Source organism: Streptomyces purpurogeneiscleroticus, assembly GCF_020024005.1.
Classification (GTDB): Bacteria; Actinomycetota; Actinomycetes; order Streptomycetales; family Streptomycetaceae; genus Streptomyces; species Streptomyces purpurogeneiscleroticus.
In genome coordinates this window covers 1-20990 of record NZ_NHSG01000114.1, presented here as the reverse complement: position 1 = coordinate 20990, position 20990 = coordinate 1, and the positions used below count along the sequence as shown (strand labels likewise).

General features: G+C 71.7%; 20 protein-coding genes. 5 read left to right on the top strand and 15 right to left on the bottom strand.

Annotated elements, in window-relative coordinates:
- Nucleotides 1-37 precede the first annotated feature (37 nt).
- Nucleotides 38-769, top strand: a complete 732-nt coding sequence (gene pepE, locus CCS38_RS05635) for a dipeptidase PepE (RefSeq protein WP_223732079.1) — start codon at nt 38-40, stop codon at nt 767-769.
- A 4-nt stretch (nt 770-773) separates the two neighbouring features.
- Here the strand turns inward: pepE and CCS38_RS05630 are convergent, their stop codons facing one another.
- Nucleotides 774-1517, bottom strand: a complete 744-nt coding sequence (locus CCS38_RS05630) for an SDR family NAD(P)-dependent oxidoreductase (RefSeq protein WP_223732078.1) — start codon at nt 1515-1517, stop codon at nt 774-776.
- Between the two features lie 108 nt (nt 1518-1625).
- On the opposite strand from CCS38_RS05630, the gene CCS38_RS05625 reads away from it, so the two are divergent.
- Nucleotides 1626-2387: an isocitrate lyase/PEP mutase family protein gene (locus CCS38_RS05625; RefSeq protein WP_223732077.1), complete on the top strand. Its 762-nt coding sequence runs from the start codon at nt 1626-1628 to the stop codon at nt 2385-2387.
- A 51-nt stretch (nt 2388-2438) separates the two neighbouring features.
- On the opposite strand, the gene CCS38_RS05620 is transcribed toward CCS38_RS05625, so the two are convergent.
- On the bottom strand, nt 2439-3602 hold the full coding sequence (locus tag CCS38_RS05620) for a trypsin-like serine peptidase (RefSeq protein ID WP_223732076.1): 1164 nt from the start codon (nt 3600-3602) through the stop codon (nt 2439-2441).
- Nucleotides 3603-3707: 105 nt separating this feature from the next.
- Here CCS38_RS05620 and CCS38_RS05615 point away from each other — a divergent pair, with 105 nt between their 5' ends.
- A complete protein-coding gene (locus CCS38_RS05615; protein WP_223732075.1) occupies nt 3708-4247 on the top strand; it encodes a GNAT family N-acetyltransferase in 540 nt (179 codons plus the stop codon).
- 37 nt (nt 4248-4284) lie between these two features.
- Here CCS38_RS05615 and CCS38_RS05610 read toward each other — a convergent pair whose 3' ends face one another.
- The 10 genes from CCS38_RS05610 to CCS38_RS05565 form a co-directional block, all read right to left on the bottom strand.
- Nucleotides 4285-5277 carry an ABC transporter substrate-binding protein gene (locus CCS38_RS05610; protein ID WP_223732074.1) on the bottom strand — a complete coding sequence of 331 codons (993 nt, stop codon included), beginning with the start codon at nt 5275-5277 and terminating at the stop codon, nt 4285-4287.
- A 2-nt stretch (nt 5278-5279) separates the two neighbouring features.
- On the bottom strand, nt 5280-7274 hold the full coding sequence (locus CCS38_RS05605) for an ABC transporter permease (RefSeq protein WP_223732073.1): 1995 nt from the start codon (nt 7272-7274) through the stop codon (nt 5280-5282).
- Entirely contained in the window at nt 7271-7450 is a 180-nt protein-coding gene (locus CCS38_RS05600) for a hypothetical protein (protein ID WP_223732072.1), read from the bottom strand. The genes CCS38_RS05605 and CCS38_RS05600 overlap by 4 nt, the downstream gene beginning before the upstream one ends.
- Complete coding sequence (locus CCS38_RS05595) at nt 7450-8574, bottom strand: quaternary amine ABC transporter ATP-binding protein (protein WP_223732071.1); 1125 nt, start codon at nt 8572-8574, stop codon at nt 7450-7452. The genes CCS38_RS05600 and CCS38_RS05595 overlap by 1 nt, the downstream gene beginning before the upstream one ends.
- Complete coding sequence (locus CCS38_RS05590; RefSeq protein WP_223732070.1) at nt 8574-10136, bottom strand: GMC family oxidoreductase; 1563 nt, start codon at nt 10134-10136, stop codon at nt 8574-8576. Before CCS38_RS05590 ends, CCS38_RS05595 begins: the two co-directional genes overlap by 1 nt.
- Nucleotides 10137-10361: 225 nt before the next feature.
- Complete coding sequence (locus CCS38_RS05585) at nt 10362-11870, bottom strand: aldehyde dehydrogenase family protein (protein ID WP_223732069.1); 1509 nt, start codon at nt 11868-11870, stop codon at nt 10362-10364.
- A gap of 263 nt (nt 11871-12133) precedes the next feature.
- Entirely contained in the window at nt 12134-13123 is a 990-nt protein-coding gene (locus tag CCS38_RS05580; protein WP_030254182.1) for a malate dehydrogenase, read from the bottom strand.
- 417 nt (nt 13124-13540) lie between these two features.
- Nucleotides 13541-14524: a helix-turn-helix domain-containing protein gene (locus CCS38_RS05575; protein ID WP_223732068.1), complete on the bottom strand. Its 984-nt coding sequence runs from the start codon at nt 14522-14524 to the stop codon at nt 13541-13543.
- A 123-nt stretch (nt 14525-14647) separates the two neighbouring features.
- Entirely contained in the window at nt 14648-15076 is a 429-nt protein-coding gene (locus tag CCS38_RS05570) for a DUF3017 domain-containing protein (protein ID WP_223732067.1), read from the bottom strand.
- A 48-nt stretch (nt 15077-15124) separates the two neighbouring features.
- The gene (locus CCS38_RS05565) at nt 15125-15979 is read right to left on the bottom strand and encodes a bifunctional methylenetetrahydrofolate dehydrogenase/methenyltetrahydrofolate cyclohydrolase (RefSeq protein WP_223732066.1); all 855 of its coding nucleotides are present in this window, start codon (nt 15977-15979) and stop codon (nt 15125-15127) included.
- A 367-nt stretch (nt 15980-16346) separates the two neighbouring features.
- On the opposite strand from CCS38_RS05565, the gene CCS38_RS05560 reads away from it, so the two are divergent.
- Nucleotides 16347-17126, top strand: coding sequence for an RDD family protein (locus CCS38_RS05560; protein WP_223732065.1), 780 nt, complete (start codon nt 16347-16349; stop codon nt 17124-17126).
- Nucleotides 17127-17203: 77 nt separating this feature from the next.
- On the opposite strand, the gene purH is transcribed toward CCS38_RS05560, so the two are convergent.
- Together purH and purN are read right to left on the bottom strand one after the other, a co-directional pair.
- Nucleotides 17204-18772, bottom strand: coding sequence for a bifunctional phosphoribosylaminoimidazolecarboxamide formyltransferase/IMP cyclohydrolase (gene purH / locus CCS38_RS05555; protein ID WP_223732064.1), 1569 nt, complete (start codon nt 18770-18772; stop codon nt 17204-17206).
- Entirely contained in the window at nt 18769-19428 is a 660-nt protein-coding gene (gene purN, locus CCS38_RS05550) for a phosphoribosylglycinamide formyltransferase (RefSeq protein WP_223732063.1), read from the bottom strand. Before purN ends, purH begins: the two co-directional genes overlap by 4 nt.
- A gap of 264 nt (nt 19429-19692) precedes the next feature.
- Here purN and CCS38_RS05545 point away from each other — a divergent pair, with 264 nt between their 5' ends.
- Nucleotides 19693-20652, top strand: coding sequence for a hypothetical protein (locus CCS38_RS05545; RefSeq protein WP_223732062.1), 960 nt, complete (start codon nt 19693-19695; stop codon nt 20650-20652).
- A gap of 21 nt (nt 20653-20673) precedes the next feature.
- Here CCS38_RS05545 and CCS38_RS05540 read toward each other — a convergent pair.
- The coding region (locus CCS38_RS05540; RefSeq protein ID WP_223732061.1) for a cell division protein PerM at nt 20674-20990 on the bottom strand (317 nt) is incomplete at its 5' end.

Below are 20990 nucleotides of genomic sequence, written 5' to 3'. Positions count from 1 at the left end.
GCCCGCAACGCCCCCGCGAAGAAAGGCTGATGCCCCGATGAAGCTGCTCCTGCTGTCCAACTCCACCGCGCCCGGCAACGGTTACCTGGCACACGCCCGCGACGCCATCGCCGACCACCTGCGCGCCATCGACGAACTGCTCTTCGTGCCGTACGCGCTGGCCGATCACGACGGCTACACCGCCAAGGTCGCCGCCTTCATGGAACCGCTCGGCATCCGGGTACGCGGCGTCCACACCGGCGACCCGCGGGAGCTGGCGGACCGGGCGCAGGCGGTCTTCATCGGCGGCGGCAACAGCTTCCGCCTGCTGAAGTCCCTCCAGCAGCACGGCCTGCTGGAGCCGATCCGGGAGCGGGTGGCCGCCGGTGCCCCGTACATGGGCTCCAGCGCGGGCACCAACATGGCCTGCCCGACCCTGCGCACCACCAACGACATGCCTATCGTCGAACCGGCCGGCTTCGAGACGCTGGGGCTGCTCCCCTTCCAGATCAACCCGCACTACCTGGACCCCGCCCCCGAGAGCTCGCACATGGGCGAGACCCGCGAGGAGCGCCTCACCCAGTTCCTGGAGGAGAACGACGTACCGGTCCTCGGCATGCGCGAGGGCACCTGGCTGCGCCGCACCGGCGACCACCTGGAGCTGGCGGGCGTGCCCGCCGGGGCCCGCCTCTTCCTCCCCGCCACCGCCCCGTCGGAACACGGCCCGGGCACCGACCTGAGCCATCTGCTGAACACCCCGGCCCACTTCGACACCCGGGCAGCGCGCTAGCGGCTCACCTTCCGCCGGACACCCGCAGGACCGTGCCCGTGGTGTACGAGGCGTCCGGGGAGAGCAGCCAGGCGATGGCGGCGGCGATCTCGTCGGGCTCGCCGGCACGGCCGAGGGGTATTCCGGGGGCCGCCCGGGCCGCGCGGTCCGGGGCGCCCATGGCGGCGTGCATGTCGGTGTCGGTGATGCCCGGGGCCACGGCGTTGACGCGGATGCCGTCGGGACCGAGTTCCTTGGCGAGCCCGACGGTCAGCGCGTCGAGGGCCGCCTTCGAGGCGGCGTAGTGGACGTAGTCGCCGGGGCTGCCGAGGGTGGCGGCCGCCGAGGAGACGTTGACGATGGCCCCGGCCCGGCGCGGGGCCATGACCTGGGCGGCGCGGCGGCAGCAGAGCAGCGCGCCGAGAACGTTGACGTCCAGGACGCGGCGGAGCACGGCGGTGTCGGCGTCGGCGAGCCTGCCGAGCGGCCCGGTCACGCCCGCGTTGTTCACCAGCCCGGTGACCGGCCCGAGCCGGTCGGCCGCCGCGTCGAACAGCCGGTCAACGCCGGCCTCTTCGGCGGTGTCGGCCCGGACGACGACGCAGCGGTCCCCTGCGGCGCGTACCGCCTCTGCGGTCCGCTCGGCGGCCCCGGCGTCCTGGACGTAGGACAGCGCCAGGTCGTGGCCGGCGGCGGCCAGCCGGACGCAGGTGGCGGCGCCGATACCGCGGCTGCCGCCGGTGACGAGGGTGACGGGGCGCGCGGTCATGGTGAACTCCTCGGCGGACGGCGGGCGGCGGTCCGGCCGGGGGCGGATTCCCGGCGAAGACCGGGAAGGACCCTATCCAGGTGCCAGGAACGTCGTAGCGTCGGGCTCATGACGATGAACACGACGGCCGGTCCCGGGGGTTCTCGCGCGAGTGCCGCGGCGCTGCGCGCGCTGCATCTGCGGCGGGCGCCGGAGGATCCGCTGGTGCTGCCCGGGCCCTGGGACGCGGCGAGTGCGCGGGTCTTTGCCGAGGCCGGGTTCGAGGCGCTGGCCACGCCGAGTGCGGGGATCGGCGAGTCGCTGGGGTACGGGGACGGGCACACGCCGGCGGACGAGATGTTCGCGGCGATCGCGCGGATCACCCGGGCTGTCGATGTACCGGTCTCCGCCGATGTGGAGGCGGGGTACGGGCTGCCCGCCAAGGAGCTGGTCGAACGGCTGCTGGACGCGGGGGCGGTGGGCTGCAATCTGGAGGACTCGGATGCGGCGACCGGGACCCTGCGCGATCCCGAGGAGCAGGCGGACTGGCTGGCCGAGGTGCGGGCCGTCGCGGGGGACGCGCTGGTGATCAATGCCCGGATCGACACGTTCCTGCACGGGGAGACCGGGGCCGCGCCGGCCGTGGCGCGCGGGCTGCGGTACGTCGCCGCGGGGGCGGACTGCGTGTATCCGATCCTCGCGCCGCCGGAGCTGCTCGCCGAGCTGGCCAACGGGATCGGTGCGCCGGTCAACGCGCTCGCGGTGCCGGGCGGCCCGTCGCCGCGCGAGCTGGGCGCCGCCGGTGCCTCCCGCGTCACCTTCGGCGGCGGGCTGCAGCGCCGGGCCATGGAGACGCTTCGCGGGGTGGCGGCGGAGCTGCGGGCGGGCTGACGGTACGCGGGCGGCGGTACGGGTGTGCCGCGTACCGCCGCCCGCCCCGCGTCACTGCCCCGCGTACTTCTTGCTGATCGCGTCGAAGACGCCCTTCGCCTCGGTGCCGAGGTGCGGGCCGGCCAGCCAGGTGTGGTCCAGCGAGCCGATGGAGCTGTTGGAGACCAGGGAGAGTTCGCCGTTGTGGTCGGCGAGCCAGCCGCCGCCGGAGGTGCCGCCGGTCATGCTGCAGCCGATCCAGTGCATGGCGGGGGTGCCCTGGGCCATCGTCAGCCGCACCGGCCGGTCGAGGCAGTTCATCATCTTCGCGCCGTCGTACGGCGGCGCCGCCGGGTAGCCGATCGCCTTCGTGGTGCCGAGGCCGGTCACGCCGCTGCCCGAGGGCGCACCGAACCAGACCGGCAGGGAGGCGCCGACGGTCTCCTCCAGGGACTTGCCGCCGCCGTTCTCCGGCTTCACGTGCAGCACGGCGAAGTCGTAGGCGGACGCGGCGTTGCCGCTGTGGCCGCCGCCGTCGATCCACTGCGAGGAGGTCTGCGACCAGTCCGCCCACCAGGTGCCGTACGGGGTGACGTTCTGCTCGGAGGAGGCGGAGACCTGGTTCGCGGGCAGCCCGTTGTCGTTGTACGAGGGCACGAAGACGATGTTGCGCATCCAGCCGCCGTTCTTGCCGGAGTGCACGCAGTGGCCCGCGGTCCACACCAGGTTGGACTTCCCCGGGTTGGCCGGGTCGGCGACGACGGTGCCGGAGCAGACCATCGGGCCGTCGGGGCTGTCGAAGAAGATCTTCCCGATGGGCGCCATGTGCTGGTGGTACGGGCGCTCGACCTGCCGCGCGGTCACCGGGCGCGGCTCGGGGTCGGAGGCACCCGTGCCGGAGCCGGCGCTCTGCGTGGTCACCACGGGGGCGTCCGCGGCCTTCGCCATCCGGGACGGCTTCCAGAGGTCCTTGATGACCGGGTTGGCGAACTCGGACGCCTTCCGGGCCCAGGTCTCCTTGTCCCAGTCCTTCCAGCCGCCCTGTTCCCACTTCTTCAGCGAATCGAGGTCCTTGGGCAGGCCGTTGGGGAGCTTGATCCCGTCCGACGTCCCGCCGGCCTCCGCGGCGCCGTCCTGGCCCGCGGCCTTCGTGTCCTCGGGCCCGCAGGCGGTGGCGGTGACGAGCAGCGCGGCGACCGCCACGGCGGCTGCTGCGGTCCGGCGTATGGATGGCATGGGTCCTGCTCCCCCTGTTAACTGCTGTGTTTTTGTCATGCCCCCATTCAGGGGCGCCCCTACTATGCCGGTAAGCAGGGGTTGACGCGCGAGTAGGGGGCTGTGATGCACGTCTTACTGGAGACGGAACGGCTGCGTTTGCGCGCTTTCGCCGGGGCGGATCTGGACAATCTGCGTGAGATGGATGGAGATCCTGAAGTCATGCGATTTCTGGACAGCGGGCAGCCGGCGCCCGAGTTGCTCGTCACGCGGTATGCGCAGCCTTCGCCATTCGGCTACTGGGCCGCCGAGGAAAGGGACACCGCCGCGTTTATCGGCTGGTTCGAATTCCGGCCCGTGCGGGAGCGCCGTACGGAAGAGGTGGAGCTGGGGTACCGGCTCCGGCGCGCCGCCTGGGGAAAGGGGTACGCCACCGAGGGCGCCCGGGCGCTGGTCCGCAGGGGCTTCACGGAGCTGGGCGTGGTGCGGGTGACGGCCACGACGATGGCGGTCAACACCGGGTCCCGGCGGGTGCTGGAGAAATGCGGGCTGCGGTACGTCCGTACGTTCCACGAGGAATGGGCCCACCCGCTGCCGGGCGCGGAGCACGGGGATGTCGAATACGCGCTGACCGCCGGGGAATGGCGGCGGCCGGGCACCCCGTGAGGGATGCCCGGCCGCGGCACAGCCACTTCTCAGCGGCTCACTTCTCCGGAATCCACTTCTTCCAGACGTCCGGGTTCTTCTTCACCCAGCGCGCGGCCGCTTCGTCCGCGGGCAGGTGCTGGGAGGCGATGAGCTCCGAGACGTAATTCTGGTCCTCGGTGGTCCACTTGAAATTCTTCAGGAACTTCGCGGCCGAGCTGTTGCCCTTGGCGAAGTCGGCGTTGAGGAACTTCTGCAGCGGGGTCGTCGGATAGGCGCAGTCGATCGACTCCGGGTCCTTCTCGCCCTTCTTCGCGCACTCGTCCGTGTACTTCGGAAGCTTGACTTCCTTCAGCGGCAGCTGGTTGAAGAGCCAGTGCGGCGCGTACCAGTACGTCAGGAAGGGCTTCTTCTCCTTGGCGAACTGCTGCATCTGCGTGATCTGGGCCGCCTCGGACCCGGCGAAGACCACCTCGAAGTCCAGCTTGAGGTTCTTCACCAGGGCCTTGTCATTGGTGACATAGGACGGCGAGCCGTCCATCAGCTGGCCCTTGTCGCCGCTCTCGGCGGTCCGCAGCTGCTTGGCGTACTTGTTGAGGTTCTTCCAGTTCAGTACGTCCGGGTGCTTGTCCGCCCAGTACTTGGGGACCCACCAGCCGATGTGGCCGTCGACGCCCAGGTCGCCGCCGCGGGCGATGGTCTTCTTCTCGTCGACGTACAGCTTCTCCTGGGTGGGGTGGCCCCAGTCCTCCATGATCGCGTCGACGCGGCCCTGGCTGAGCGCGTCCCAGGCCGGGGTCTCGTCCACCTGGACGGTGTCGACCCGGTACCCGAGCTCGTGCTCCAGCAGGTACTTGGCGACCGCGACGTTGGACTGCGCGCCCACCCACGTCTGCGTGGAGAGGGTCACCGTCTTGGTGCCGGCGGCCGCCGCGAACGGCGACGTCTGCTTGGTCATGTCGGCCTTGCCGCAGCCGCTGAGGGCCAGCAGCACGGCTCCGGTCAGCGCCGTGGCGCCGACGGCCGTGGTCCGCTTCCGTATACGGGTCATGGTCAGGCTCCCTTCCCCGCGCGGCGGTCCGTCGGCTGCGTCACCCGGTCGAGCATCAGGCCGAGGCAGACGATCGCGATACCGGCGATCATGCCGAGGCCCAGATCGCCCGTGGACAGGCCGGCGACCACGTCGTAACCGAGCGCGCCACCGCCCACCAGACCGCCGATGATGACGACGGCGAGGACGAGGACGACGCCCTGGTTCACGGCGAGCAGCAGTGCGGGGCGGGCCAGCGGGAGCTGGACCTGGCGCAGCTGCTGCCAGCGGGTCGCGCCGAGCGACTGCGCGGACTCCATGGCGGCGGGGCTGACCTGGCGCAGACCCTGGGTGGTGATGCGGATGACGGCGGGCAGCGCGTAGACGACGGCCGCCGCGGCGGCCGGGGCGCGGCCCACGCCGAACAGCGCGACCACCGGGATCAGATACACGAACTGCGGCATGGTCTGGCACACGTCCAGCACCGGCCGGAGGATCTTCTCCATGCGGGCGCTGCCGGCCGCGAGCACGCCCACGCCGATGCCGACGACGAGCGTGACGACCAGGGCGGCGAGCACCTGCGAGAGGGTGTTCATGGACGGTACCCAGACGCCCAGCACGCCGATGACGGCGAGCGCGACCGTGGCGGTCAGCGCGGTGCGCCAGGTGCCGATCACCCAGGCCAGCGCGGCGACGATCAGCAGCGCGCCCCACCAGGGCAGCGCGGTCAGGCCGTCGCGGAGCGGGTTGAGCACCCAGGAGGTGAAGCCCGCGGCCCAGTCGGCGGTGCCGCCGACGACGGGGACGCCGGAGTAGAGGTGGTCGACCATCCACTCCTTGAACCGGTTGACCGGCGGCGCGATGTCGATCACCGAGGCGGTCGGCCAGACCAGCGAGCCGGTGAGGCGGCCCGCGAGGGCCGCGAGCGCGGTCACGACGGCGATGGCGGGCCATACGAAGCGGCCGCGCAGCCAGGACGGGCCCGCGTTCGTGTCGGCGCCGAGCCGCTCGCCGGCCTTGGCGGTGGTGCGGTCCATGGCGATGGCCAGCAGCACGATCGGGATGGACCCGGCGAGCGCCGCGCCGACGTCGACGGAGCCCAGCGCCTGGTAGACGCGGTCGCCGAGACCGGCCGCGCCGATCATCGAGGCGATGACGACCATGGACAGGGCCATCATGATCGTCTGGTTGATGCCGAGCAGCAGTTCCTTGCGGGCGAGCGGCAGCCGGGCGGTCAGCAGCCGCTGCCGGCCGGTCGCGCCGAGCGAGGAGACCGCTTCGAGCACGCCGGCGTCCGCGCCGCGCAGGCCGAGCGCGGCGAGGCGGGCCATCGGCGGGGCCGCGTAGATGACGGTGGCGAGCAGCGCCGCGGGGACGCCCAGGCCGAAGATCATCACGAACGGCAGCAGGTAGGCGAAGGCGGGCAGCACCTGCATCGTGTCCAGGACCGGGCGCAGGACGCGGAACATCCGGCCCGACAGACCGCCGGCGAGGCCCAGCAGGGCGCCCACGAGGATCGAGAAGATCACCGAGACGACCATCAGGGCGATGGTCTGCATCGTCGGGACCCACATCCCGAGCACGCCGCTGACCAGCAGGGAGACCAGCCCGATCGCGGCGATGCGCAGGCCGGCCACGCGCCAGGCGACGAGGGTGACGATCGCGGTCACGCCCGTCCAGCCCAGGGCGAGCAGGACGAGGTAGACGGCGCGTACGGAGATGACCGCGGCGTTGCTGAGGTGGCCGAGGAAGTAGACGAAGAACCAGTGCGTATCGCGGTTGTCCACGATCCAGGTGCTGGCGTCGCCGAACGGACCGGAGAGGTCGACGGTCAGCGCGTGCGGCCAGGTGCCGCTCGCCCACTTGGCACTGGCGAGGGGGACGAGGACGGCCGCGGCGACGGCGAGGATCAGCAGCTTGCCGAGGGCGCCGTGGCGGAGGGAGGCGGTGACGCGGGCCGTGCGCGCGGAGGCGGAGCCCGGTGCGGTGGTGGCGGGGCTGGTCGTGGCGGCACTCACACGCGCCCCCGCTTCGCGGTACCGGTCGGCACGTTCAGCGCGGCGGCGCGCTGCGCTTCGTGCCAGTACCGGCGGGCCGCGGCACGCAGCCCTCGCAAGGTCAGCGGCCGGGCGGCCGCGGGGCGGGCTCTGAGATTCAGCGCCACGGGGACGGTGGGGACGGTACGGGGATGCATCAGGCGGCCGCCTTCCCGTGTTCCGGCGCCGCTTCGTCGAGCCGGGCGACGACGTTGAGCAGGCAGGCGTGGTCCACGATGCCCAGGCAGCGGCCGTCCTCGACGACGCGCGCCGCGCCGCCGGAGCGGGCCACGGCCTCGATGGCGTCGGAGATCAGCGTGTCGGGGGTGAGCGCGGCGCCCTCGTCGGCCTCGCCGGACTCGGCGGGCCGCATGGCGCGGCGCACGGTCAGCACCTGCTCGCGGGGCACGTCGCGGACGAAGTCCCGTACGTACTCGTCGGCCGGCGAGCCGACGATCTCCTCGGGGGTGCCGAGCTGGACGATCTTCCCGTCCCGCATCAGGGCGATGCGGTCGCCGAGCAGCAGGGCCTCGGCGAGGTCGTGGGTGATGAAGACCATCGTGCGGCCCTCCTCCTTGTGCAGGCGGATGACCTCCTCCTGCATGTCGCGCCGGATGAGCGGGTCCAGCGCGCTGAAGGGCTCGTCGAAGAGCAGGATCTCGGGGTCCACGGTGAGCGCGCGGGCCAGGCCGACGCGCTGCTGCTGGCCGCCGGAGAGCTGGCCGGGCCTGCGCTGCTCCAGGCCGCCCAGGCCGACCTTCTCGACCGTCTCCATGGCGCGAGCGCGGCGTTCGGCCTTGCCGACGCCCTGGATCTCCAGGCCGTACGCGACGTTGTCCAGCACCGAGCGGTGCGGGAGCAGGCCGAAGTGCTGGAAGACCATGGCGGCGCGGTGCCGGCGCAGCTCGCGCAGCCCGGACCGGTCCATGCCGCGCACGTCCTCGCCGTCCATCTCCAGCTCGCCGCTGGTCGGCTCGATGAGCCGGGTCAGGCAGCGCACCAGGGTGGACTTGCCGGAGCCGGAGAGGCCCATGACGACGAAGACCTCGCCCTTCTTGACGTCGAAGGAGACGTCACGGACGGCGGCGGTGCAGCCGGTCTTCTCGCGCAGCTCCTGCGCGGACAGCTCGGCGAGGGAGGCGTCCTCGGGCACCTTCTCGGCCTTGGGCCCGAACACCTTCCACAGGTGGCGGACCGCGAAGACCGCGTCCTGGTCCGGCTGCGAACCGGTGGTCGTGGGGGACTTCTCGGTGCCGGATGCGTCGACGACGGTGCTGGCCATCACGCATCACCTCCCTGGGTCGGGGTCTCGGTGAGAATTTCGGCGCACTTCTCCCCCACCATCAGCACGCCGATCATCGGGTTCACGGCGGGCATCGTCGGGAAGACGGACGCGTCCGCGATACGGATACCGTTCAGGCCGCGGATCTTCAACTTCGGGTCGACAACGGCAAGTTCGTCGTCGGCGGCACCCATCTTGCAGGTGCCGGCGGGGTGGTACACGGTGTGCGCGGCCTTGCGGACCAGCTCGCTGATCTCCGCGTCGTCGGTGACGTCGGGGCCGGGGAAGACCTCGCGCTTGAGCCACTTGGCGAACGGCTCGGACTGCGCGACCTTGCGCGCCAGCTTGATGCCGTCGACCAGGGTCTGCCCGTCGTAGTCGCCCTCGTCCTCGAAGTACTTGAAGTCCAGCGCGGGCTTGACCTCGGGGTCGGCGGAGGTCAGGTAAAGGCGGCCGCGGGCGCGGGACTTGGGGATATTCGGGGTCATCGACACGCCGTGCTCGGGGCGTTCGTAGCCCAGCCGCTCGGGGTTGTCGGTGAAGGGGATCTGGTAGAAGTGGAACATCAGGTCCGGGCCCTTGTGGTCCGGGTCCCGCTTCACGAAGAGGCCCGCGTCGGAGTCCATCGCGGAGTTCCCCGGGAGCGGCCCGTTGGTCTCCCAGACGATGACCGACTCGGGGTGGTCGATCAGGTTCTCACCGACGCCCGGCAGGTCGAGCACGCACTCGATGCCCAGCGCCTCCAGGTCCTTCTTCGGACCGATGCCGGAGTGCATCAGCAGCCGCGGCGTGTCCACCGCACCGGTGCAGACCAGCACCTCGCGGCCGGCCTCCAGGTAGATCTCCTCGCCGTCCTTGGTGCGGACGTGGACGCCCTTGGCGGTGGTGCCGTCCAGCTCCAGCTTGTACGCCCAGGTCTCCAGCAGCAGCGTCAGGTTCGGCCGGTCACCGGCCTCCATGTGCGGGTGCAGGTACGCGACCGAGGCGGAGGAGCGCTTGTTGTTCTCCGGGTGGTAGGAGAGGTCGAAGAAGCCGACGCCCTCCTCGAAGGGCTGGTCGTTGAAGCCGACGACCTCGGGGACGTCCAGGGCGTCCTTGACGGCCTCGATCCAGTCCGTGGCGATCTGGTTCTGGTCCTTCTTGGCCACACGCACGATGTTGTTGCGCAGCTTGCCGAAGTACGGGTCCATCGCCTTGGCGTTCCAGCCGGTGGCGCCCGCCTCTTCCCACTCGTCCCAGTCGGACGGCAGCGGCTTGAAGGAGATCAGAGTGTTGTGCGACGAGCAGCCGCCGAGGACCTTGGCGCGGCTGTGCAGGATGTGCGAGTTGCCGCGCGGCTGCTCGGTGGTCGTGTACTCGTAGTCCAGCTCGCCGCCGAGCAGGCCGAGCCACTTGCGCAGCGTCAGCACGTCCTCGCGGTCGATGTCGGACGGGCCGCCCTCGATGACGGCGACGGTGACGTCGGGGTCCTCGGTCAGGCGGGAGGCGATCACCGATCCTGCGGTGCCGCCGCCGACGATCACGTAGTCCGCGGACATCTTCTTCGCTGCTGCGGGAGACATGGGTAGCTCCTTGTGTTTTCCAAAGTTCGAGCGGGTGCGCAGTGCTTCGGAGCGGGTGCGCTCGGCGGGGCTGCGGATCCGCTGGGCCGCTTCATTGCGGCCGGGAGGTACAGGTGCGGGCCGGGCCTGCCGGATGAGGCACTGCCGGGCTCGCTTCGGGGGGACGGGCTGCGGGTGGCCGGGCGGGTGCGGGGTGCCGCTGCCCGCCCGGTCATCGCGGTCTCGTCAGCCCGCGAACCAGCGCACCGGCTCCGGGCGCAGGTTCTCGTAGATGTGCTTGCTCTCGCGGTACTCGTCCAGGCCGGCCGGGCCCAGCTCGCGGCCGATGCCGGACTTGCCCATGCCGCCCCACTCCGCCTGCGGGAGGTAGGGGTGGTAGTCGTTGATCCACACCGTGCCGTGGCGCAGCCGGGCGGCGACCCGGCGGGCGCGCGCAGTGTCACCGGACCACACCGCGCCGGCCAGGCCGTACTCGGTGTCGTTGGCGAGCGCGACGGCCTCGTCCTCGGTGGTGAAGGTCTCCACCGTCAGGATCGGCCCGAAGGTCTCCTCGCGGACCACCTTCATGCCGCGGTGGCACTGGTCCAGGATGGTCGGCTGGTAGAAGTAGCCGCCCTCGGGGCGGACGTCGCTCGGCTTGGGGCGCGAGCCGCCGCAGCGCAGCCGGGCGCCTTCCTTGAGCGCGGACTCGACGTACGCCTCGACCTTGTCCAGCTGCTGCTGGGAGACGAGGGGGCCGCACTCGACGCCCTCTTCGGTGCCCCGGCCGAGCTTGATGCGCTCGGCGCGGCGGGCCAGCTCGGCGACGAAGCGGTCCTTGACCGACGCCTGGACGATCAGGCGGGCGCCGGCGGAGCAGACCTGGCCGCTGTGGATGAACGCGGCGTTCAGCGCCTGGTCGACGGCGGTGTCGAACTCCTCGTCCGTGGAACAGGCGTCGGCGAAGACCACATTGGGGTTCTTGCCGCCCAGCTCCAGCGCGACCTTCTTGGCACCGGACACGGCGGCCGCACCGGCCTTCGTACCGCTGACCAGGCCACCGGTGAAGGAGAACAGGTCCACGTCCGGGTGCTCGGCGAGGCGCTGGCCGACGGGGACGCCGGCGCCGGTGACGATGTTCGCGACACCGGTCGGCAGACCGGCCTCCACCAGCAGCTTCACCAGGTGCACGGTGGACATCGGCGTGACCTCGCTGGGCTTGATCACGAAGGTGTTGCCGGCCGCCAGCGCGGGGGCGACCTTCCAGCTGGCCTGCAGCAGGGGGTAGTTCCAGGGCGTGATCATCGCGCACACGCCGACCGGCTCGTACACGACGACGCTGTGCACGTCCTCGCTGCCCGCGTCCACGACCCGGCCGCCGCTCTCGTTCATCACGAGGTCCGCGAAGTACCGGAAGGCGTTGGTCACGTCGTCGACGTCGACCCGGCCCTCCTCCAGGGTCTTGCCGGTGTCCCGGCTCTCGATCAGCGCGATCTCCTCGCGGTCCCGCTGCAGGAGATCCGCGACGCGGCGCAGCAGCGCGGCGCGCTCGGCGGCGGCCGTGCGCGGCCACTCACCGGCCCCGCCGCCGAATGCCCGGGACGCGGCGGCGACCGCCGCGTCCACGTCCTCGACGCCGCCTTCCGACACGGTCGCCAGCACCGTCGCATCGGCGGGGTCGAGGACCTCCCGCGTGGCGTCGGATGCGGCGGCGCGCCACACCCCGTCTACGTGAATGGTCTCGATTGCCGACACGTCCGCTCAGCCTTCCACTTTCACTTGCCGTCTTGTGCCTGCTGGTTCACACCAGCAACATCGACCCCTCCCCGCTTATGTGGTCCTCATGCGCAAAACTTCACGGAAGGTGACCGGCGTCACGGATTTACTGACGAGTCACCCAAGCTTGTCCCGTTTTGGCGGATCAGTGCCCTCTACAGCGAGGCAGAAAAAAGCGAGCCCGTACCGCTCACCGGGAAGTGAGCGGTACGGGCTCGCGCCGTCCCCCGAGGGGGAACGGATCAGATCAGGCCCAGGCCGCGGACCGCGTCGCGCTCCTCGACGAGCTCCTGCACCGAGGCGTCGATGCGGGCGCGGGAGAAGTCGCTGATCTCCAGGCCCTGGACGATCTCGTACTTGCCGTCCTTGGTGGTGACCGGGAAGGAGGAGATGATGCCCTCCGGCACGCCGTAGGAGCCGTCCGACGGGATGCCCATCGAGGTCCAGTCGCCGGCGGCGGTGCCGTTCACCCAGGTGTGGACGTGGTCGATGGCGGCGTTCGCGGCCGAGGCGGCCGAGGAGGCGCCACGGGCCTCGATGATCGCCGCACCGCGCTTGGCGACGGTCGGGATGAACTCGTCGGCCAGCCACTGCTCGTCGTTGACGACCTCGGCGGCGTTCTTGCCGGCCACCTCGGCGTGGAAGATGTCCGGGTACTGGGTCGCGGAGTGGTTGCCCCAGATCGTGAGCTTCTTGATCTCGGAGACCGGCACACCGGTCTTCTTCGAGAGCTGCGAGAGCGCACGGTTGTGGTCCAGGCGGGTCATCGCGGTGAACCGCTCGGCCGGTACGTCCGGCGCCGCGGCCTGGGCGATCAGCGCGTTGGTGTTGGCCGGGTTGCCGACGACCAGGACCTTGATGTCGTCCGCCGCGTGGTCGTTGATGGCCTTGCCCTGCGGCTTGAAGATGCCGCCGTTGGCCTCCAGCAGGTCACCGCGCTCCATGCCCTTGGTACGGGGGCGGGCGCCGACCAGCAGGGCGACGTTCGCGCCGTCGAAGGCGACGTTCGGGTCGTCGGTGATCTCGATGCCCTGGAGCAGCGGGAAGGCGCAGTCGTCGAGCTCCATCGCGGTGCCCTCCGCGGCCTTCAGACCCTGCGGGATCTCCAGGAGGCGCAGCTTGACCGGCACATCGGCACCGAGGAGGTGACCGGAAGCGATCCGGAAGAGGAGTGCGTAGCCGATCTGGCCGGCGGCGCCGGTGACGGTGACATTGACGGGAGTGCGGGTCATGGCGATCTCCTGCGGCGAGTTCTTCTGGGGGCAAGCCCCAGAGCCACCATGGTTGCGGTGGGCGGTGGGTGTCCCTGCCCATGTATACGGAGTCCCTCGACGCCTCGATGTATCTCGGTATCAAGAGACCCGGGCGTCAGGCTATCGGACGGCGGCGCCACACCGGTGACAGGCCGGTGTGTAACTCCTCACCGGCCGTCACCCCGCAGGTCACCGGCCGCTCGCCCGAGGACGCGCGGCCGCCGGCCCGCGGCGGACGGTGAGCGGCCGCCCGCGACAAGGAGGGGAGCGCGAGCGGCCGCCGGGCGGTGCCACACCCGTGGGGGGCCGACCGGGCACCTGCCCCGTTCCGGCCGGGTCATGCCCACGGTTCCGCGGTACGCCCGAACGGCCCAATGCGGCCCGGGCCGGGCGCGGTCAGGGCTGGGCGGCCGGGTCCGGTCCGGTGCCCGTGGCGCCCTCCGGTTCGGTGCAGCTCTGGTAGCCCGCGTTCGTCGTGCCGCACGCCCTGACCTTCTCCGGGGCGCCGCTGACCCGCACCATCGCGGTGTACGCCGAGCCGTCCCGGCCCGCCTTCGCCTCCTCCGTACGCCCGCCGGAGGTGACGGTGGCGCGGTCGCCCTGCGTGGCACCCGTGAGGCGGGCCCAGGCGGTACCGCAGACCTTGCTGTACCGGACCTCGATCAGCGCGCCGCCCATGACGCCCCGGGACGGGGTCGTGGCGTCAGTGCCGCCGCAGCCCATCTCCTCGGGGTCCTTGCCCGTGCAGCCGGCGTGAAGTGCAGCGGCGATCAGCAGCAGCGCCCCGACGACGCCGGTCACGAACATGGTGATGCGCCGGCGGCGCTCCGGGTCGGGCACCTCGTCCGCGACCGCGGCAGGGGGCGCAGCCGGGGCTGCCGGGGGCGTCGCAGGCGAGGGCGGCACGGCGGGCGCGGGGTGCCCGCCCGGGGCCGGGAAATCGCCGCGCACACGGGCGGCCGGGGCCTCCGTGGCACGCTGCTGCGGCACTCTCACCGCGGCCGGTGGCTCCGGTGGCTCCATGGCCGGTGCCGCCGGGCCGAACTCGCCCAGCGCGGCCCGCGCTTGGGCCACCTGTATCGCTTCCATCGTGACGTCGTGCCGCATCTCCGAACGGCTCCAGGCCCGTTCGGCCAGCTCCCACAGGGTCGTGAGGTGGCCGGCGTGCGCCCCTGTCGCCTCGGCCAGGGCAACCACCGCGCGCCGCGGCGGAAGCAGCCGGCCGTTGAGGTACCGCTCCCAGGACGTCTTGCTGTAGCCCGTGCGGTCCGCGACGGCCGATATGCTCAGCCCGCTGCGCTCCACCAGCCTGCGTAACTGACCGGCGAACTCCTTCACCTGCGGATCGAGTTCGTCCGGTAGCGCCCTCCAGCGAGGCATTGCCTCCCCCTATCCCCCCGAACTGCTGCGGCTACCCGTTGAGATGCCACGGGCCAGGATGCCAGTTCCCATGGAGAGGGCGCAGAGAAGCGTTCACGCTTTGGACACTCGCCTCTCCTGCCGTCAGCGCACCGTGAAGTGGACGATGTCGTCCAGGAAGGGCAGCGAGAGCCAGGGCTTGGGCTGGATCATGAGCGCCAGCATCACGATGACGAAGCCGAGCCCGCCGTACGTGGCCATGTCCGTGAAGCGCGACCGCACGGCGAGCATGCCGACGGACGGCAGGATGCGCCGCAGTACGGCCCCGGCCAGCAGCGACAGCCCGATCAGCAGGAACCCCGCCCGGAAGGCGTCGAAGGAGAGCACCAGCAGCCCGAGCGCGACCCCGCCGATCACCGTGAGCAGCGGCCACTGCCGGACCGGCGCGGGCGCGTCACCACCCGCCGCGCGCCCGCCGCCCTGCGGCCGCGCGGTGTCCTTCGTGATCAGCGGAAAGCGTCGCGTGAGGCGCTGCGGCCTGGACACCCCGTCCGAGTGCGCTCCGGCATTCATGCGCTGGCTGCCCTTCTGTCGTCCGTACGCTCGTCGGCCCGCCGCCGTTCAGCCGGCCGCGCGCTCGGCTGCCTCGACGACGTTGACCAGCAGCATCGCGCGGGTCATGGGGCCGACGCCACCCGGGTTCGGGGCGACCCAGCCGGCCACCTCGCGCACGCCCGGGTGCACATCGCCGACGATCTTGCCGTTCTCGTCCCGGCTGACGCCGACGTCCAGGACGGCCGCGCCCTCCTTGACGTACTCCGGCTTGATCAGGTGGGGCGAACCGGCCGCCGCCACGATGATGTCGGCTTCCTTGAGGTGCTTGGCGAGGTCCCGGGTGCCGGTGTGGCACTGGGTCACCGTGGCGTTCTCGGACTTGCGGGTGAGCAGCAGCGGCATCGAGCGGCCGATGGTCACGCCGCGGCCGACCACGACGACCTCGGCGCCCTTGATCTCGACGCCGTACTGGCGCAGCAGGCGCAGGATGCCGTTCGGGGTGCAGGGCAGCGGGGCCGCCTCGTTGAGCACCAGGCGGCCGAGGTTGGTCGGGTGCAGGCCGTCGGCGTCCTTGGCCGGGTCGATCAGCTCCAGGACGCGGTTCTCGTTGATGCCCTTGGGCAGCGGGAGCTGGACGATGTAACCGGTGCAGGCCGGGTCCTCGTTCAGCTCGCGGACGGCCGCCTCGATCTCCTCCTGGGTCGCGGTGGCCGGCAGTTCGCGCTGGATGGACGCGATGCCGATCTCGGCGCAGTCGCGGTGCTTGCCCGCGACGTACTTCTGGCTGCCGGGGTCCTCGCCGACCAGGATGGTGCCCAGACCCGGCTGGACGCCCTTGGCCTTCAGCGCTTCCACGCGGACGGACAGGTCGGACTTGATCGCGGCGGCGGTGGCCTTGCCATCGAGAATCTGGGCGCTCATGGCTCCTATCCTCCCGGATGACGGCGCCGGGGTACCAATCAGGGCCGAGTTCGGGAGTCGACGCGCGTAGAAGCACAGCGGTTGTCGCGAACGGACGACAGAGCTGTCCAATCTCGGTAACAGGAACGGCACATATCGGGATCACCTGGGGACTACGGCTCCTCGTCCGCTGGACAAAGTCTTTATCCGGACTTCACGATGTTGCGACACGTGCTGTGGTCGCAGGAGGGGCCGAATGTGACGGCAGCACGCTCGGGGGAGAACACCAAGCACTCTTCACAGCTCACGCGGCGCGTCCGCGGGGGCGGTCCGGTGGCTTCCCGTAGTAACCGTCGGCCCGCCACGTCCCCGCCCGAAGGAAGCTTCCGTGAGTTACCCTCCGCCCCCCGCCGGCGACCCGAACAACCCCTACAGCCAGCAGCCGCCCCAGCAGCCGCAGGGCCAGCCCGGCTACGGCTACCCCCAGCAGGCCCCCCAGGGCGTCCCGCCGCAGCAGGGCTACGGCTACCCGCAGCAGGCGCCGGGCGTCCCGCCGCAGCAGCCGTACGGCCAGCAGCAGGCCGGTTACGGCCAGCAGCAGCCCGCCGGCAGCTCCGTCCAGGCCAACAACGGCTACATCAACCTCGTCAGCGGGCCGGTGCTGCTCGCGACGATGGGCCAGCGCTTCCTGGCGCGGCTGCTGGACGGCGTGATCGTCGGTGTGATCATGACGATCGCCATGGTCGCCGGCATGGGCAGCGTCGTCGGCATCGCCGGCAACGCCGCCGAGGAGTGCGGCAGCTACATGGACCCGGGCTACGACGCCTGCATGAACGAGGCGGCCGCCCAGGCCAGCAGCGGTGTCGCCGTCATGTTCGGCATCCTGGGCATCTTCGCCCTCTTCATGCTGCTCTACGAGTGGCTGATGATCGGCATCAAGGGCGCCACCTTCGGCAAGATGGCGCTCGGCCTGCGCGTCGTCAAGGAGTCCACCGGCGGCGTCCCCGGCATCGGCGCGGGCTTCATCCGCTACATCATCCCGATGGTCGGTGCCTTCCTCTGCTACATCGGCATGCTGCTGACCTACCTGTCGCCGTTCTTCGACAACAGCGGGAAGCTGCAGGGCTGGCACGACCGTGCCGCCGGCACCGTGGTGATCAAGAAGTAACCACCTAAGCACACGGCGAAGGCCCCCGCTCGCGGTTGCGAGCGGGGGCCTTCGCCGTTCGTGCGTAAGCCCGCGGCTCAGTGGAAGAAGTGGCGCGTGCCCGTGAAGTACATCGTCACGCCCGCCTTCTTGGCGGCCTCGATGACCAGCTCGTCGCGGACCGAGCCGCCGGGCTGGGCGACGGCCTTCACGCCGGCCTCGGTGAGGACCTCCAGGCCGTCGGGGAAGGGGAAGAACGCGTCGGAGGCGGCGTACGAGCCGCGCGCCCGCTCCTCGCCCGCGCGCTGCACCGCGAGCTTCGCGGAGTCCACGCGGTTGACCTGGCCCATGCCCACACCGACCGTGGCGCCGTCCTTGGCGAGCAGGATCGCGTTGGACTTCACGGCGCGGGAGGCGCGCCAGGCGAAGGCCAGCTCGGCGAGCTCGTCGGCGGACAGGGCCTCGCCGGTGGCGAGCGTCCAGTTGGCCGGGTCGTCGCCGTCGGCCTGCAGACGGTCGGTGACCTGGAGCAGCGCGCCGCCGTCGATGGCCTTGACCTCGACCGGGTTCGCCGGGGCCTCGGGGGCGCGCAGCACGCGGATGTTCTTCTTCTTGGTGAGGGCCTCCAGCGCGCCGTCCTCGTAGTCCGGCGCGACGATGACCTCGGTGAAGATCTCCGCGACCTGCTCGGCCATCGCCTTGCTGACCGGGCGGTTGACGGCGATCACGCCGCCGAAGGCGGACAGCGGGTCGCACTCGTGGGCGCGGCGGTGCGCCTCGGCGACGTCCGCGCCGATCGCGATGCCGCAGGGGTTGGCGTGCTTGATGATCGCGACGCAGGGCTCGGCGTGGTCGTACGCGGCACGGCGCGCGGCGTCCGTGTCCGTGTAGTTGTTGTACGACATCTCCTTGCCGTGCAGCTGCTCGGCGTCGGCGAGGCCGCCCTTGCCGTCCACGTACAGCGCGGCGCCCTGGTGCGGGTTCTCGCCGTACCGCAGGACGTTCTTGCGCTCGTAGGTGGCGCCGGTGAAGGACGGGAAGCCGCTGTCGTCCGCGGCCGCGTAGTCGTCGGCGAACCAGGAGGCGACGGCCACGTCGTACGAAGCGGTGTGCTGGAACGCCTCGGCGGCCAGCCGCTTACGGGTGGCGAGGTCGAAGCCGCCCTTGGAGGCGGCGGCGAGCACGTCCTCGTAACGCTGCGGGTTGACGACGACGGCCACCGACGGGTGGTTCTTGGCGGCGGCGCGGACCATCGACGGGCCGCCGATGTCGATCTGCTCGACGCACTCGTCCGGGGTCGCGCCCGAGGCGACGGTCGCGGCGAACGGGTAGAGGTTCACGATCACCAGGTCGAACGGCTCGACGCCCAGGTCGGCGAGCTGCTGCTGGTGGTCCTCGAGACGCAGGTCGGCGAGGATGCCGGCGTGCACCTTGGGGTGCAGCGTCTTCACGCGCCCGTCCAGGCACTCGGGGAAACCGGTCAGCTCCTCGACCTTGGTCACGGGGACGCCGGCCGCCGCGATCTTCCCCGCGGTGGAGCCGGTGGACACGAGCTGGACGCCCGCCGCGTGCAGCCCCTTCGCCAGCTCTTCCAGCCCGGTCTTGTCGTAGACGCTGACCAGCGCGCGGCGGATGGGCCGCTTGGTACCTTCGGCGGTCTCGGTCACGGGATAACTACCTTTCGTCCCTCAGTGCGGTAGCCGTTACGGGCCAGACGCCCCACGACATCGACGAGCAGCGAACGCTCGACTTCCTTGATCCGCTCGTGCAGCGCGGATTCGTCGTCCTCGTCCCGGACCTCGACCACGCCCTGGGCGATGACCGGACCGGTGTCGACGCCGTCGTCGACGAAGTGGACGGTGCAGCCGGTGACCTTCGCGCCGTACGCGAGCGCGTCGCGCACGCCGTGGGCACCGGGAAAGCTGGGCAGCAGCGCGGGGTGGGTGTTCACCACGCGGCCGCCGTACCGGGCCAGGAACTCCTTGCCCAGGATCTTCATGAAGCCCGCCGAGACGACGAGGTCCGGCTCGTACGCGGCGGTCGCCTCGGTGAGCGCCAGGTCCCACGCGGCGCGGTCGGCGTGGTCCTTGACCCGGCAGACGAACGTCGGCAGCCCGGCGCGCTCGGCGCGCTCCAGGCCGGCGATGGCCGCCCGGTCGGCGCCGACGGCCACGATCTCGGCGCCGTACGCCTCCGCGCCCTGCTCGGCAATGGCGTCCAGCAGCGCCTGGAGATTGGTGCCGGAACCGGACACCAGCGCGACGATCCGGGCCGGGCGGCCCGGCCGGGCGGGCGCGGGGACGGTGAGGGGGGAGGGAGCCACGGCGGTTCTTTCTCGGTCTCGCGAGGTTTGTGTGGTCGTACAAGGCCATGGGTACCGGAAATCCGGGGAACCCTACGAAGGCGCCGACCGTCAGCAACGATACCGGCACACCGAGCGGCCCCCACGGGACGGGGGCGGACGCGGAAGGTAGCGTCGGGCATAAGACCGCATGTGATCTGTGCAGATCGCGTGCGATTCGTGGTGGACCCGCCGCCGGACGGACGGCCCGGCGAACGGACGAGACAAGGGGAAGACGCACCTCAGATGACGGACCGACGCCGCCGGGCGGCCCTCCTTCTCCCCCTGCCCGCCACCGCTCCCGGGGCGGCGGTGCTGCTGCCGCGCGAGCGCAAGCCGTCACCGTCCTCCTCGGAGGGCGCTTCCGGGGACGGCCGAGGTGCGGGGGCGGGCGGCCAGGACGACCGGGACCGGGACAATCCCTTCGCCGCGCCGCCGGCCGGGACGCCCGACCGGGAATGGCGGCCCCGCCACGCGCACTCGGGACATCCCGAGGACTCCGGCGACTCGGGGGACTCCAGGGACGGCGCGGAGGGCTCTTCCGGCGAGCACGACGGTCGGCATGCCTGGGGCAACCAGTGGAGCAGCAAGCAGCCGGGGCGCCAGGGCGGCGGATTCGGCAGCCGCCCCGGGCGCGGCGGACCGGAGGGACCGACCGGTCCCGGCGGCCCCGGCCAGACCGGGCTGCGCTGGGACCCGACCGACCCGGCTCAGCGCCGGGCGCGCTATGCCCTGCTGTCGGGCATGTGGGCGTTCTTCTTCTCGCTCTTCAGCCTCCCGGAGATCGCCCTGCTGCTCGGCGCGCTGGCGCTGTACTGGGGCATCAGCGCGCTGCGCGCCAAGCCCCGCGCGAGCAAGCCGGGCCAGGGGAAGACGGAGGGCGCGAAAGCCACGGCGGCGGACGTCGGGGGCGGCAGGCCGTCGCACGAGCCGGAGACCACGACGGCGGGACCGCCGCACGCGACCGCCGGGAACACGGGCGCGCCCACGGCCTCCGGCAGCACCCGGCCGCAGACCACCGCAGCACTGAGCGGGCTGGTCACGGCGGGCCTGGCACTGTGCATCGTGGCCGCCGGCTTCACGCTCCAGCTCGTGTACAAGGACTACTACACCTGCGTCAACGACGCCCTCACCCAGTCCGCCCGGCACTCCTGCGAGGACCTCCTCCCCGAGCAGCTGCGGCCGATCCTGAGCGTGCAGGAATAAGCACCCCGGGAGTTACAGGGGTCACGGGCGGAGCTTCGGCAGCGGCGATCGGCCGAGCGTGCGCCACAGGTGCCATTCGCGCAGGAGGAGTGCGCCCGGTACGGCGACGGCCGCCGTCCAGCCGGCTGCTGCCGCGCCGGTGAGCCACCAGCTCGGGCCGACGTGCCGGAGCGCCGCGGTGCCGAGCGCGCCGCCCGCCGCGACCGCGAGCACGGCGGCCCCGGCCCCGCACATCAGTGCCGCGAGCGCCGCGACCGTGGCGGTGGATCGGCGGTTCCAGCGCAGCAGCCGGGCCTCGGGCCGGCGCGCGGCTGCCGCGCCGCCGGCCCGAGGCCCGG

What these genes read in the sequence shown, in the direction of transcription:
- CCS38_RS05590 (WP_223732070.1), bottom strand. Translation starts at nt 10,136, where the DNA reads ATGTCTCCCGCAGCAGCGAAGAAGATGTCCGCGGACTACGTGATCGTC.
- pepE (WP_223732079.1), top strand. Translation starts at nt 38, where the DNA reads ATGAAGCTGCTCCTGCTGTCCAACTCCACCGCGCCCGGCAACGGTTAC.
- CCS38_RS05575 (WP_223732068.1), bottom strand. Translation starts at nt 14,524, where the DNA reads ATGCCTCGCTGGAGGGCGCTACCGGACGAACTCGATCCGCAGGTGAAG.
- CCS38_RS05565 (WP_223732066.1), bottom strand. Translation starts at nt 15,979, where the DNA reads ATGAGCGCCCAGATTCTCGATGGCAAGGCCACCGCCGCCGCGATCAAG.
- CCS38_RS05620 (WP_223732076.1), bottom strand. Translation starts at nt 3,602, where the DNA reads ATGCCATCCATACGCCGGACCGCAGCAGCCGCCGTGGCGGTCGCCGCG.
- CCS38_RS05630 (WP_223732078.1), bottom strand. Translation starts at nt 1,517, where the DNA reads ATGACCGCGCGCCCCGTCACCCTCGTCACCGGCGGCAGCCGCGGTATC.
- CCS38_RS05570 (WP_223732067.1), bottom strand. Translation starts at nt 15,076, where the DNA reads ATGAATGCCGGAGCGCACTCGGACGGGGTGTCCAGGCCGCAGCGCCTC.
- CCS38_RS05545 (WP_223732062.1), top strand. Translation starts at nt 19,693, where the DNA reads ATGACGGACCGACGCCGCCGGGCGGCCCTCCTTCTCCCCCTGCCCGCC.
- CCS38_RS05615 (WP_223732075.1), top strand. Translation starts at nt 3,708, where the DNA reads ATGCACGTCTTACTGGAGACGGAACGGCTGCGTTTGCGCGCTTTCGCC.
- CCS38_RS05580 (WP_030254182.1), bottom strand. Translation starts at nt 13,123, where the DNA reads ATGACCCGCACTCCCGTCAATGTCACCGTCACCGGCGCCGCCGGCCAG.
- CCS38_RS05600 (WP_223732072.1), bottom strand. Translation starts at nt 7,450, where the DNA reads ATGCATCCCCGTACCGTCCCCACCGTCCCCGTGGCGCTGAATCTCAGA.
- CCS38_RS05610 (WP_223732074.1), bottom strand. Translation starts at nt 5,277, where the DNA reads ATGACCCGTATACGGAAGCGGACCACGGCCGTCGGCGCCACGGCGCTG.
- CCS38_RS05625 (WP_223732077.1), top strand. Translation starts at nt 1,626, where the DNA reads ATGACGATGAACACGACGGCCGGTCCCGGGGGTTCTCGCGCGAGTGCC.
- CCS38_RS05595 (WP_223732071.1), bottom strand. Translation starts at nt 8,574, where the DNA reads ATGGCCAGCACCGTCGTCGACGCATCCGGCACCGAGAAGTCCCCCACG.